We start from the raw sequence: 14,107 nt of genomic DNA on the forward strand, positions 1-14,107 counted from the left end.
TTGCGCTGGCGATAGGTGTTTTGACTTTTTACTTTGTAATGAATAAGTTTCTTTCTATTTCAGGTTCTTTCTCGCCCATTTTTTATGCAATCATGTTAGTTATTGTGATTGGTGCTTTTACTTGGCTTATTTTGAGAGTAATTGAATATGTAATAGATAGAATTGCAGAAACACAAGTAGGTGATATTTCAGAGGAAGAAAATTTGGATTCTAGACGTTATTTGACTCATATTTCAGTTGCTCGTAGGGTCTTTACTTTTATTATTATTATTGTAGGAGTAGGATTAGTTCTTTCTCAATTCGAATTTCTTCAAAATTTAGGTATTTCTCTAATGGCTTCTGCTGGTGTAGCTACTGTTGTTTTGGGTATTGCAGCACAGAGTACACTCGGAAATATTATTGCGGGAATGCAGATTGCTATTACAAAACCAGCCCGAATAGGAGATACTATTTATTTTGAAAATCAATATGGAACAGTAGAAGATATTCGTTTTACCTATCTAATTATTAAAACGTGGGATGAAAGAAGAGTAGTTGTTCCTTTAAAACACTTTATAACAGAACCTTTTGAAAATTGGTCTATGAATGATGCTCATCTTATGAAGCCAATAATGATTTATGCAGATTATAATATTAATGTAGAAAATATAAGAACAAAATTTTCAGAATTACTGAAAGAGTCTGACAATTATGATGAAAAACAACCACCAAAATTACAAGTCGTTGGAAGTTCGAAAGAAGGAATTGAAATGCGTGCTTTATGTAGTGCAAAAGATCCTTCAACAGCTTGGGATTTGCACTGTGATATTCGTGAAAAGTTAATGAAATATATTGCAGAACTAGAAAATGGAATTTATTTATCTAAAGAAAGAATTCTTATTCAAGAAAATGACAACATTCAAAAATCTAAAAATAAGTCTGAGGTAAATCCTAAAACGGCTACTAATGGAGTTTTGAAAAAAGATGAAGAAGAATTTGAAGAGAAAGAGGAAAAATAGATTTATTAAAAAAGCTATTTTTTATAAGAAATTTAAAATAGCTTTTTTCCAAACATTTGGTTCTGCCATAACATAGGATTCGTGTCCTGCATTTATCCAAACTAATTCTTTTTTGTCATTTTTAGTAGCTAGATTTTCATATATTTTATCTATTTCCCAGTTCTTTACTCGTAAATCATTTTTCCCTCCCATCAGTAAAGTTGGAGTAATTACTTTTTTAGAATAATGTTGGGGATTATGAGTAAATGCCCAAAAACCGTGTTGTAGTCCTCCCCAAAACATCAACCATTCAGCTAATCCTTTTGAAGGAACTCCCATTACTTCAAAACGACCTTTTACTGTTTGTTTCATCGTTGCAAAAGGACATTCTAAAATTAATTTATTTGCTTTGAGCTGATAGACAGCTATTGCTCTCAAAATTGAAGCTGCTCCCATTGATGAACCATACAAAATAACATTTTCTGTATTTTGATTCTTTTTTATATAGTCAAAAGTTGCTTTCACATCGTCAGCTTCATGATATCCCAATGAAATTTCTTGTCCTTCTGAACCTCCGTGTCCTACAAAGTCTACTAGCAGCGTAGAATAACCGATTTGTCTGAAATAATGAGCTTCCAACTCATAAGATGACTTACAACCTCCATAACCATGAAAAAGAATGACTGTTCCTTTTGAGTTTTCAACTTTATCATACCAGCACTCTAAATTATATTCATTTTTTCGTGTAGGAATAAAAATAGTTTCTCGTGTAGAAGTAGTGTAAGAGGAAGTTATATTTTGAGATTTAGGTAAGGAAATTCCTCCTAAAAGTATTTTGAGTTTTTGAGAAAACGACAAACTCTCTGGAGAAAGTGAACGCTCACCATCTTTAACATGCGTAAAATGATAAGCATGTTTATAAACCATTACATTAGCAGCTACAAAGCCTCCCAAGAGTGTCCAAAAAATTGTCTTTTTAGTGTTTTTGTTCATCAAAATGAGTTCAAATAATTTATTTACCAATCAGAATAAAGGCAGCCCAATAGTAAGGAGCAGCAAATTTTTCACTTTCCAATAATGACAATTTAGCTTTTTGAAGAGACTTAGAATAATCTATTTTTTGAAAAGACGAAGTTGAAGATGTATTTGTTTTTAAATTTTCTAAATTACTTTCATAAAAAGCAGTAGCTAATTTGTTGGTAGCTTCATCACTTACTTGCCAAAGCGAAACGTTAAGGTTTTTAGCTCCTGCATAAAACCATGCTCTTGTAAGTCCTACAATTCCTTCTCCTTTCGAAGTTTTTCCTAAACCTGTCTCACAGGCTGACATCATCACCAACTCTGCACCTACTTCTAAAGCATAAATATCAGAAGCAAAAAGACTTCCTGTACTTCCATCAGCATTAGTTAGAAATATTTGAGATAAATCTGGATTTTCTTCATTTACCTTTCCGTGTGTAGCCAAATGAATGAATCGATAATTTTTTAAGGAGTCGGAAAATAAAATTGATTTATCAGCTTTTTCGTAAGTATGAAGGGAAGTAGAAATATTTTTTTGATTAAAAATAGAATTAATCTGTTTTATTTCCTCTGCTGTACCGTTCAAATTTGGAAGTGCATTGCTTTGAAAATTAATAGGAGCAAAAAGAAAAATTGATGAGTTGGTAGATTGATTAATTTCACTTTCTTCTATAAAAAGAGTTGCTGAATAGCTATAACTAACCTTATGCTTTTTGATAAGAAAAGGTAATTTAGAGTAATCTTCACTTTCTATATTTGTATTTTTGTCTGTAATTTGTTCTGTAAACAACGCTTCAAAAGGAATTTTGCCCATATTTCCTTCTGGAATAATAACTACTTTTTGAATCATGGAAGGAATATCAAAAAATAAAAGTTGATTACTTAGTAAAGAAGAAGACTCTATAAAATCGCCGTAACTTTGGAATTCAATGCTATTTCTAAAATAAATCAAATCACTTTCTAAATCCTTTTCAGCAATTGTGTTTACTTCTAGTTTATTTTTGGTAATAAGAAAGGCATAAATTTGTGGATTGTTTCCTTGATTATAGGTTTGAGCATATAATAATAAAGCTGTTTTTTCATCTAGTTTTTCTTGAATTTTTGCAACATCAGCTATTTGTGTATTATATTTTAAAGAAAAATAATTTGGATATTGCTTTTCTAAAAGGCTTGTAAATTCTTTGGCTTGGCTTTGATAATAAATAAGCTGTGAACGCAAATGAAGCAAAACAGAATCTTTAACTGTATTATCTGAGATAGGATAAGTTTGAATTTGCTGCTCAAAATAAGTGATTTGAGTCTGAATATCTTGTTCTTTTTCTAAAAGTGAATCTGGAATTCCTGCAAAATGTTTGGCTTTTGTATCAGCAATAGCAGCTAACAAAACAGAGGCTTTATTTCTTTCAGCAAAATAAAAAGCCTGTTCTTTATATTTTTGTTTTTGTAAAGGAAACTCGCTAATTGTATACGAAATTCGCAAACCTGTTTCATAAATTTCTGTTGCACGGTTTCCTAATGCAATTTTATCTTGTTTGTTGGTTCTAAGATTACGAATAGTCGAAATAAGTTCATCAGCTACTAATAAAGTTTCGATAGCATCTTTCAAATCATTTAATAAAAGCGTTTTTTCATTGTATTTTCGTTCTAAAGAGCGAGCTTTCAAAGAAAGAGAAAGCAATAAAACATCAGCATTTAGATAATCGGTTGGAAGAGGATTTTCATCTATTTTTTTTGATTGAAATTGTAATGTATTTGCTTGAATAGCTTTTTGATAAAAGTGTAATGCTTTTGAAAATTTTTCTTTGGCTTCATAAATTGTTCCTAATTGATTATAAACTGTAGCAATATCTGGATGTTTTTGTCCATAATTATTTTGATAAATTTTGAGTGCCTGCATTTCATAGTCCTCTGCTTGCTCAAAATAATTTTGCAAAAAAGAATTTTGACCTAAATTATTCATTACAAATGCTTTAGCAAGTTCATTATGAGAGTTTTCAAAAGAATTTAATGCTTTCTTAAAATAATCTTCTGCCAAAACATAACTTTCTTGTTCTCTCAAAATTATTCCCAAATTAATCCATGTATAGGCTAGTTTATTATTTAATTCTTTGCTGGTAGGATTTTCTTTTTGAAGTTTATCATAAATATACTGACTCATTTTGTAGTACTCTTTTGCATTTTCAGGAAGCTGGCTGGTAAGAATCAAACCAAAGTTATTGTAAGCATCTGCTACTTCTTCTGTATTTTCACCTATTCTATTTTGTGCTATCAGAACTGACTGTTCGGCAAAAGAACGTGCTCTCGTCAAATTCCCAGATTGCCAAAGTGCAATACTCATACTTTTATTAAGTTGTAGAGCTTGCTTTGCAGACAAACTCTCAGTATTATTTAATTTTTGAGAATTTGCATAGGCTTCTTCAAAAAATTCTAGTGCTTGACTTATATCTCCTTCATACAATGCAAATTCACCTTTTGTATGGGTGGCTTGAATAGCCAAAGTAGGTTGTTGTTGATAAACAGATTTTGGAATCTCATTTAACTTTGAGAGCCGTTTTTTAGCTTTATCAATATTTCCATTTTGAATATAAAAACGAACTAACTCAGCGTGTGTATCTAAAAATTCTTTCCAAGAATTGGACTCTTGATATGTTATTAGATTATTTTCCAAACTTGAAATTACATTTTGTGTAGAATCTATTGTAGTAACTTGAGCAAAAAGGGTATTTGAAAATACTGCTCCTGTTAAAAGGAGTAAAGAAAACACAAAAGAATGAGCTAATTTCATAAGTGAAGTTATTTGTCAATTTATAATAATCTTTTTCTAAGATAGAAGTAATAATTTTTATCCTAATTACTATTTACTCTAAAAAAACAGAATAGTTTGTAAAACTAGCAAAATACTTTATTATTTTGTTGATTTGATTATAAAAAAAGTCATTCAAATTAAATTGAATGACTTTTTGAAATTTTTAAATTATATTTTCTTATTCTTCTATTTCTTCCTCCATCACTTCCTCATTTTCATCATTGAGACCTTCTTCTGCTGCTGTATTTGGATCTTCTACCGAAATACTAGCAATTTCGTACTTGGAAGCAGGACTAAATGCTGGACTCAAAATAGCAGCTTTCTTGAGATTTTTAACAGATAAAGCATATTGTTTGCCTCTATGTTGGAAAATACCCAACGCAAAAGCAGCCATAGCACGAGCGTTTCTATTAATTTGAGGTGTACTACTAATTGCCAAAAGCAATGATTCAGCTTCTACATCATCACCTACTTTTTGTAAGGCAAGAGCTTGATAGAATAAAACCAATGGGTTTTTAGGATTAAAAGCAGAGTATTGACGAGAATATTCTAAAGCATCATCATAATTAGCCACTTCTAAATATGTTTTGGTAAGTTTGAAATAAACCTCTAACTTTTGAGAAGTATTAAGCATGAATTTTCTTGGATCTTGATCTCCTTCTAACTTACCTGTACGTGCTTTTTCATCCATTTCTAAACGAAAATTTAGTTTTTGTATCAAAGTATCTTTTGCAGCTTTATCTTCAATATAAACTTTCAATTCTTGTGCATCTGGAAAAGGATCTTTCATCGCAATTACTTTTTCCAAAAGAATTTTTGCATCATTAAACTCATATACTTTTGAATAGCCATCAGCTACTTTCATCAAAAACTCTGGACTAAACTCTTTAGAACGAGCTGAAAACTGACTTCCTTTTGTAATTTTGCTAAAAGCTCTCTCTGCCTCGGCATAATTACCTAATTGAAAATGAGTATAACCTAATTCATAGAAATCTTTATCATAACCAATTCCTGTTTCACCTCCTGTAATATCCATTAGTTGACTCATTAGGTCAAGAGCTTTTTCATGATTACCTATTGTATTCTCATAACGAGCTTGTAAATAAAATAAATCAGGCATCCCTGGAAATAATTCGTTTGCACTTTTTATATATTTTCCTGCTCCTTCTATATTTCCTGTACGAAAAAGAAGATCAATAGTACGGAACTGATAAGCAAACTTTTCTCCGTCATCTTCTGCAAGAGCTATAATTTTCTCATACATACTAACTGCTTTATCATAATCCTTTTTTTGCTTATATGTATTAGCAAGCATTTCATAAGCAGGGATATAATTTTCTTTTCTCTCTAAAACAGATTGAAAACAAGTTTCGGCTGCTGGATAATTACGACCTTCATAATAACACATACATTTATTGTACAGATATTCTAAATTATTAGGTTCTTTAGCAATCGCTTTGTCATAGAAAGGAATCGCTTGTGGAAATTTTTGAGTCATACGCAATTGTTCGGCAACAACATACTCATCTAATCCTTCCCCTTTATTAGAACGAGGCAAAGTATGTGTTTCATCCACATCAGTAGTATCTGTTTCGTCTTGTGCTTCTACAACACTAACTGAAATAAAGAAAAAACTACATAAAATAGCTAAAAATAAACAGCCTTTTGACAGCTTGTTTGGGGTTTGTTTGAGTGTTTTCATAAAAGTTAAATTTGGTTTCTTTGATTTTTATATATCGTTTTATTTTGTACTACTTCATTTATATAAAAAATAGTCATTATTATAATGGTAATGAATTCTATACCAGTATAGACAAAAACTTTACCTAATTAGTTTACAGTGTGATTTAGTACAAACACATTTAAAAAATTAATATACACAAATATAAGAAAAGGCTTTTCGAAAACATCGAAAAGCCTTTACAAAAGTATTTATTTATTCTTATTTTTCTTTTCTAGTATTTTTTATTCTTGTGGTTCGATTTTGACAACAAAAGGAGTAGAAAGTCTATTTTTATTATCTTTGAAGCGCACATATAAAGTCTTTGTATTTGAGCGTAACTTTTCTTCTGTCATAAGTGCTGGCTCATAGGTGTTCCATTTGCTGCCCTTAAATTCTTCTGTATCTGAAACCATATATTCTGTTGCACCTACTGCATAAATACGCATTTGTGCAGTACCTTCTTCTATTTTCGCAGGATTAACTGATACACCAACAGCAAGAGGCTGACGATCTAATGTATCTGTCATACTTGCCCAAGAATACATAACTAAATTATTTACCATAGAATAAGTAGCACTTTTAAGGTTTTCTCCTTTTTCCATAGTACGCAAATACTGAATGTAGTTTTCCACAGCATCTTCATGTTTGCCCAACACTTGATATACATCTCCTAATGTATATAAAATACTTGCTACTTCTGGGTTTTCTAACCCTACTGCTTCAATAGTTTGTAGAGATAGCTCTTCTGCCTCTACATAATTACCAATGTTTAGGTTGAGTTGAATCTGACTTCCTAAGGCATCTAAATATTCTTTTGATTGAGTACCTTCTGCTTTTACTACTTGATCAATATACATATTCAAATATTTTTGAGCACTTTCATAATCATATTGTTGCTCATAATGTTTGGCCAAAAACTTTTGATATTTAGAGTCTCCTGCTTTGGCTTTTTGTGTAGCTTCTTCTAAGTTAGAAAGTAATACATTTTCAAAATATAAATCAGATTCACTACGGTCTCCTTCTTGAAGATTAATTACTTCTGTTCCTTCAGGAAGAGCTTCAAAAACTAAATGAAAATATTGTACACTCATCATTTTACATTGAATTACACCTGGTTCTGCTGCTGTAATTCTTAATAATGGATATTTTGTATCATCAACCATCATCTTAAAGGCATGAATAGACCCTTTTTCGTGTAAAGTATATTCTAAACCTTCATAACAAGTCAATTCCATCTGAAAGACAGTGCTATCTGATGAGGTTTCGATTTTAGAAATTGTAATATATTCGCTGTTTGTACCTGCAACAATAGGGGTTTCTATTGTTTTTTGTGCAGAAACAAAAGGCACTATTGCAGTAGTAGCAATGAGAGTAAAACTTAAGGCGAAATAGCGTAAAATATTATTCATAAAAAAGGCGTGTAAAATACTGTAAAAGTGTATTAGTTTTGAGAGAGTAGAATGATAATGTTTAACTTAGATTAAAATCTAATCATAAAACAAATATAAGATACTAAAATTTCAATTAAAAGTAATGTTTTGAGAATGGTTCTAATAAAGAGTAGAAAAGTTTTCTCGTTCAATTAACAAGATAATCGTTTAGTTGCAAATTGGCAAACATTAAGCCATTATTTATTTGCTAATTTGCTTTTATATAAAAGTAGTAGCGTCTTAGCAATTAAAAATGTAGTTTGGTTTTTATTATCTTTGTTAGATTTTGGGATTCAATTTCGAATCTAAGCTACTCTTAATCCCAACAGTTGTTTTGACTTTATCATTGTACAAAAAATAAATACAGAAAACCCGTTTATGTTTAATTTATTCTTAAAAGAAATACGCTCTTTTTTTAGCTCACTAATTGGCTACATTGTACTAATTATTTTTTTGGTAGCCATGGGACTTTTTGTATGGGTTTTTCCTCAGACAAGTATTTTAGAATATGGCTTTGCTGATTTATATCCACTTTTTTCGGTTGCACCTTATATTTTTTTGTTTCTGATTCCTGCCATTACAATGCGCTGTTTTGCAGAAGAAAAACGTGCAGGAACAATGGAACTGCTCTTTACTCGTCCTATTTCTGACTGGGAAATTATCTTAGGAAAATATTTAGCTGCTTGGGTTTTGGTTTTGTTTGCACTTCTTCCTACATTGATTTATTATTATAGTGTTTATCAGCTTGGAAATCCTGTCGGAAACTTAGATAGTGCTGCTTTTGTAGGTTCTTTTATAGGACTTATTTTATTGGGTGCAGTTTTTACAGCAATTGGCGTTTTCGCTTCTTCGCTTACCGAAAATCAAATTGTAGCTTTTATTATTGCTGTATTTCTGTGTTTCTTTTTATATGAAGGTTTTACGTCGCTTTCTGGTCTGAATGTTTGGTCTGATACAGCTTATTTTATTAGTCAGTTGGGTATAGACTTTCATTATCAGTCACTTAGCAAAGGATTAATAGATTCTCGTAACTTGTTATATTTCTTTTCGTTGATTATCTTAATGCTTGGTTCTACACAACTAGTTTTGAGTAGCCGAAAATGGTAAAGTTCAGTTATCAGTAAGTAGTAATCAGTTACCAGTTGAATAAAATTAAACCTCATACGATATGAAATTTCTGTTTGTTTTACTTCTTCCTCTTTTAGTTTCTATTAATTCTATTTCGAATGAAAAAATTGATAGAATAAAATGTTGTGATCTTTATCCTAAAGTAGAGGAAGAGTATTTGGCAGAAGACTATAAATTTCTCAAATCCATGAAGATAGATATGGCTATGGGACATAGAGAAAGGAACAAAGTTGAATATACTCTAGTCGCTGATAAAGAAGATGAGATAAAATATATTACTCAAGAGAAATACAATAACATAGATAATTTGGATATAATTTTATTAAATTCAAGACGAATACCAGTAAATTGTGAGAAAAGAAACATAGATAGCAAACGAATAGAAATGAAAGTAACTATTCCAATACGAGGTATTTATTATTTGTCATTTGTACGTAAAGATACTTCAAATAGAGAGCCTATTTGTGCAGCAGCTCTTATGTTTAAAAAGCAAAAACAGAATACACTAAGTGAAACAGAACTACGAGAGGACATACAAAATTCTTACAAAAAATAACTTTCATTTCATACTTCTACCTTCAGAATTATAATTTCTTACTTTATTTCTATGCTCCGTTTCATTGATTACGTATTTTTTCTTACCACTTACAAAGAAGCAGGTTCTATCAACCGAGTTGAAGATGTGAGTTATGTTATTCAAGGTTATTTGATGGCAATGCAAGACGAAAAATTGAACGAATTTATGTTCAATTTTAGTTCTTTTATGTGTGCAAAACTAGGGATTGGCGATAGAATAGAATGGAGTAAAGTTATTCGTTTCAATGCCCATTCTGATATTCATTCTTTAGAGCTTTTTGAAAACTTTTTTAGAGATTATGTAAATAGTGTAAACTAAAAACACCAAATTAACTTTGAGAAGACAAACTCACCAAAAATAATATAATTTTTGTTACTAAATTGCGTATCTATTATTTTATAGAACAAAATCATACATTATATTTTTTACAATACAGACAAACAATCACTACAAAATCAATTATCATTTTATTATATCTTTATGCAAAATAAATCTATGAAAAAAATAATCTTCTTACTCTTAACAGTAAGTATTATTTTACCTACTTATTCCCAAGCACAAAATAAAACAGGTTGGGAATTTATACAACAAAATGACCATCAAAAAGCTCGTCAAGCCTTCCAACAGACACTAGAAAAAGATAGCACTGATGCAGAAGCCAACAAAGGAATGATTTTTCTTTCAGAAGTAGAAGGAGACACACAAGGATATTATTTGCACCTCAATAGATTGATGCGTCATCATTGGGATGAAAATTATTATGATGTTTTTAAAAGACAAATTTCAATTTCCTATTCTGATTTAAAGAAAAAAATGTATGATAAAAATGGAAATCAAAAAATGTCTTCTCGTTTTTATGTAAGTCCTTTACTTTTTGAAGCCTACAAAGAATTTACAAGAAGAGAATTTGAGAAAAGTAAAGCCTCTTTTGCCAAAATTCATAATCGTTTGTATTGGGCAACAATAAATGGCTTTCCAAATATAAATGGCTACGGCTACACGGTTGAATATCCTGTTGAAAAAGAAGCCTTTAACCCAAATGGAAGCTATAAAATCATTACAGATGAAAAACTATCATGGGAAATATTACCTTATTTTCAATATGATGGTGATATTTATCTTGACCAAACCGAAGGTGTTCATTATGCCAATACTTTTTTTAGTGTAGACAAAGAACAAGAAATTGATTTTCGTATTACTCGTTCCTATCCAATCAAAATTTGGTTAGATGGAAAAGAAATTTTTGCTTCTCCAAAAACAATTTCAGCACATTATGATGCCGAACGCATTTCTATGAAATTACCTGCTGGAAATCACAGAATTTTGATAAAATATGCTGTAGCAAGATATTTTAAAGGTGGTTCAGGTTCTTCTGAATTAGACTTTGATGGCATGAAAAGTATAGATTACAACTATGAGGCAGAAGAGGAAGATGATAAAAACAAGAAAAGCACTATCGAAAGACTAGAAGAAGAAGAAGATAATTATTATCCATATTATCAAAGAAATCTTTTTATTCGTTTGACAGACAAAAATGGCATCGCTATTCCGTTACAGGCTTATAAAGACCCAGTTACCTATTCGGTAGCAACAAATTTTGAAAACTCTACAACAACAAGTTTAGAAACATTAGAATACTTCAAAAATTTAGTAACTAAAAATGATAGTGAAAATATAAATTCATTTTTTGATTATTATATGTTGATTCAGTCTCATTTATATTATTCAAGAGGAGAAGAGTTAGAAGAGTTTTTTGCTAAAAAAGTAGAGCAAAATCCAAATTCAGTTTATTTCAAATATTTGGCTGCAAAAGTCTATAATGAAAATAACAAGACGGAAAAGAGTTTTGATTTAATGGGAACATTTGACCAACAAAAAACACCTATTTTCACCCTTCTTTACAAAGATTTGAAAGAAATTGATGCAGAAAATCAAAGCGAAGAATACGAAGAAAAATTAGATCAACTAGACCAAATTAGTCGTTCTAACTTTGATGTCATTCAAAGAAAACTTCGTTTTTATGACCAAAAAGGACGTAAAGATGAGCGAATTGCGTATGCTAAAAAAATGGTGAAAGAATATCCTCTTTACTCTCAAAGTCTGCAAAGATACATTGATGATAAAGACAATCGTCCAGAAGATTATTATCAAAATCAGCAAAAAGACAAAAAAGATGATGACAAAGCTAAAGAGAAAGATTATAAAAAAGCTCTCAAAAAATACTTTGATGTAGGAACTTACAAAAAGCTAATTGCACTCTACAAAAAAGATAAAGAAGTAGAGAAAGTATTAGAGCTTTATGATGAAATGATTGTTGTTAAGCCTAATGAAAGTTGGTTGTTATATCAAAAAGCAAATTACTTGTACTCAAAGGAACGCTATGATGAGGCAATGACAACTATCAAACAAGCGATTCCGATTGACCCAAATTCAGGTGGAATTTATGAAATGATAGGCGATATTCATAGTGATAAAGGTGACAAACAAACTGCTCTTACCTATTATAAAAAAGCGCAACAATTATCAACTAGTCAAAATTCGTATGAATTAGATAATAAAATTGAAAAAATTGAAGGTGAAAAGCAGTATAAAAACAAATTCGAAACTCCTTCTTTTGACGAGTACAAAGCCAACTACGAAAAAGTATCTAAAACGGAGGCTTTCAAAAAAGAATACAAAGATGCCGAATCAATTATTTTAGGTTACAATCGTGATGTAATTTGGAACGATACTGCAAGAGCCACTTATTTTTATAGCAATATTATGATAAAAATATTGACTGAATCGGGTGCAAAACTTTGGACACAATCTAACTTTGACCTCTTAGGCAGAGTTACAAGTGCAAAAGTAATTCGTGAAAATGGCACAGAAACTCGTCCAGATGTACAAGGTTCATTTATTATCTTTAAAAACTTAAAAGTAGGCGATATTATTCAAGTAGAAGGAATGGCAAGTTGGAGTACAGTTTCCGAACTTGGAAATAATTTAGGAATTAGTAGCTACATTCCTTTCCCTGCTCCAATTTTATCAGCTAAATTAGAGTTTTTGATTCCTCAAAATAGAAATCTTTTTTATGAAAGTCATAAATTAGACGGAAAATTAAAAGTCAGTAATCGTGAAGATGGATTAGCTTCTTATCGTTGGGATTACGAAAACATTCCGATTCCGATAGCAGAAAATGCAATGGTTGATGATTTGGAATACTATCCTGTTTTGAGAGTTTCAACAACAGAAGACTGGGGAATTATTGTAGATTGGTACAAAGCCAAAACTTACCAAAAATTAGAATCAAATTATATCATTGATGATATTTTGAAAGATATTATTAAAGATGGAATGACTGACAAACAGAAAATTGAAACTATCTTCAATTACATTTCTCAAAACATCAATTATTCTTCTACAAGTCTTTTGCAGTCGGGTTATATTCCAAAAGATAGCGACCTTACGTGTTCTTCAAAAATTGGAGATTGTAAAGATGTGGCAACCATTATGATTACGATGCTTAGAAAAATAGGTATAGAATCATATTATGTTTTGGTAAAAGTAAACGAAAATACACAGCCATTTATGCCATTAGAAATGGAATTTAATCACGCTATTGTAGCCTATTATTTAGATGGAAAAATAAATTATTCTGACCCAACAACTGATTTTTATCCATACTATTCACTCAATGAAGGTGATACTGAAGCGTGGGCATTGCTGATAAAAGATGGTCAAAACAAAGCATTTCGTTTACCTCCTAATCATACCGATTCTACCAAAACATTTACACAGTATGATGTAACGGCAGCTTTAGATGAATTCAATACACTTGATTTGGAAGTAAAAACCACTTATACAGGTCTTGTAGCTGGAAGATGGCGTTCGACAATGGAATTAGAATCAAAGGATAATTTGCCAAATCATATCATTTCTAGTTTGGGAAGTAGCGCATTTAGAAATCTTGAATTAGATGAATATGATTTTGATAAAGTAGAGAATATTTCTGTTCCTTTAGAAGCAAATTATCAGTTTCATGCTAGAGAATTTACAGACGATGTAACAGGGATTTATTTTATGCGTTTGCCTTTTGTCAAAACGGTTGAAGCTGATGTAGCAATTTATGGAAGTGAGCGAACCAACGCAATGGATATAAAGACATTTACATTTGCACAACCTCATATTCAGCGCATTACGGTAAAAATGAACAAGAATTTTGCTGTCAAAAAATTACCTCAAAATGTAAATTATGATACAAAATTTGGAACTTATACACTCAAATTAAAGCAAACAGCAGAAGGATTATACATTGAGCGTTTTGTTCACTTCAAACAAACTCGTATTGAACCATCTGAATTTAAAGCCTTCAAAGAATTTTATTTGCAACTTTTGAAATACGATAATTTGAAAGTGCTTTTACAGCAAAAATAATTGATAGCGATTTGTCGGTGGTATCGCCAT

9 protein-coding genes (1 of these 9 cut by a window edge) are annotated in these 14,107 nt (G+C 30.7%); 5 read left to right on the forward strand and 4 right to left on the reverse strand.

Annotated elements, in window-relative coordinates; all coding sequences use genetic code 11:
- Positions 1-998, forward strand: the 3' portion of a protein-coding gene (locus V9L04_RS20240) for a mechanosensitive ion channel domain-containing protein (protein WP_338791750.1). 895 nt of this gene lie to the left of the window's left edge; only the last 998 of its 1,893 coding nucleotides appear in the window; the start codon falls outside the window, past its left edge; the stop codon is at positions 996-998.
- Positions 999-1,019: 21 nt separating this feature from the next.
- Here the strand turns inward: V9L04_RS20240 and V9L04_RS20245 are convergent, their stop codons facing one another.
- The 4 genes from V9L04_RS20245 to V9L04_RS20260 all read right to left on the reverse strand — a co-directional run bounded on the left by V9L04_RS20245 (position 1,020) and on the right by V9L04_RS20260 (position 7,935).
- On the reverse strand, positions 1,020-1,970 hold the full coding sequence (locus tag V9L04_RS20245; RefSeq protein ID WP_338791751.1) for an alpha/beta fold hydrolase: 951 nt from the start codon (positions 1,968-1,970) through the stop codon (positions 1,020-1,022).
- Between the two features lie 19 nt (positions 1,971-1,989).
- A complete protein-coding gene (locus tag V9L04_RS20250) occupies positions 1,990-4,782 on the reverse strand; it encodes a CHAT domain-containing tetratricopeptide repeat protein (RefSeq protein ID WP_338791752.1) in 2,793 nt (930 codons plus the stop codon).
- A 199-nt stretch (positions 4,783-4,981) separates the two neighbouring features.
- The gene (locus V9L04_RS20255) at positions 4,982-6,505 is read right to left on the reverse strand and encodes a tetratricopeptide repeat protein (RefSeq protein ID WP_338791753.1); all 1,524 of its coding nucleotides are present in this window, start codon (positions 6,503-6,505) and stop codon (positions 4,982-4,984) included.
- 263 nt (positions 6,506-6,768) lie between these two features.
- Positions 6,769-7,935: a tetratricopeptide repeat protein gene (locus V9L04_RS20260; protein ID WP_338791754.1), complete on the reverse strand. Its 1,167-nt coding sequence runs from the start codon at positions 7,933-7,935 to the stop codon at positions 6,769-6,771.
- A 399-nt stretch (positions 7,936-8,334) separates the two neighbouring features.
- On the opposite strand from V9L04_RS20260, the gene gldF reads away from it, so the two are divergent.
- The 4 genes from gldF to V9L04_RS20280 all read left to right on the forward strand — a co-directional run bounded on the left by gldF (position 8,335) and on the right by V9L04_RS20280 (position 14,077).
- Positions 8,335-9,063 (forward strand): gliding motility-associated ABC transporter permease subunit GldF, encoded by a 729-nt coding sequence (gldF, locus tag V9L04_RS20265; RefSeq protein WP_338791755.1) that lies wholly within the window; start codon positions 8,335-8,337, stop codon positions 9,061-9,063.
- A gap of 61 nt (positions 9,064-9,124) precedes the next feature.
- Positions 9,125-9,640, forward strand: coding sequence for a hypothetical protein (locus V9L04_RS20270; protein ID WP_338791756.1), 516 nt, complete (start codon positions 9,125-9,127; stop codon positions 9,638-9,640).
- A 51-nt stretch (positions 9,641-9,691) separates the two neighbouring features.
- A complete protein-coding gene (locus tag V9L04_RS20275) occupies positions 9,692-9,979 on the forward strand; it encodes a hypothetical protein (RefSeq protein WP_338791757.1) in 288 nt (95 codons plus the stop codon).
- A 177-nt stretch (positions 9,980-10,156) separates the two neighbouring features.
- Complete coding sequence (locus V9L04_RS20280; protein WP_338791758.1) at positions 10,157-14,077, forward strand: transglutaminase domain-containing protein; 3,921 nt, start codon at positions 10,157-10,159, stop codon at positions 14,075-14,077.
- Positions 14,078-14,107: the final 30 nt, after the last annotated feature.

It is taken from the genome of Bernardetia sp. MNP-M8, assembly GCF_037126285.1.
Lineage (GTDB): Bacteria > Bacteroidota > Bacteroidia > Cytophagales > Bernardetiaceae > Bernardetia.

Coding starts and splice junctions, on each gene's coding strand:
- V9L04_RS20280 (WP_338791758.1), top strand. CDS start 10,157: ATGAAAAAAATAATCTTCTTACTCTTAACAGTAAGTATTATTTTACCT.
- gldF (WP_338791755.1), top strand. CDS start 8,335: ATGTTTAATTTATTCTTAAAAGAAATACGCTCTTTTTTTAGCTCACTA.
- V9L04_RS20255 (WP_338791753.1), bottom strand. CDS start 6,505: ATGAAAACACTCAAACAAACCCCAAACAAGCTGTCAAAAGGCTGTTTA.
- V9L04_RS20275 (WP_338791757.1), top strand. CDS start 9,692: ATGCTCCGTTTCATTGATTACGTATTTTTTCTTACCACTTACAAAGAA.
- V9L04_RS20260 (WP_338791754.1), bottom strand. CDS start 7,935: ATGAATAATATTTTACGCTATTTCGCCTTAAGTTTTACTCTCATTGCT.
- V9L04_RS20250 (WP_338791752.1), bottom strand. CDS start 4,782: ATGAAATTAGCTCATTCTTTTGTGTTTTCTTTACTCCTTTTAACAGGA.
- V9L04_RS20270 (WP_338791756.1), top strand. CDS start 9,125: ATGAAATTTCTGTTTGTTTTACTTCTTCCTCTTTTAGTTTCTATTAAT.
- V9L04_RS20245 (WP_338791751.1), bottom strand. CDS start 1,970: ATGAACAAAAACACTAAAAAGACAATTTTTTGGACACTCTTGGGAGGC.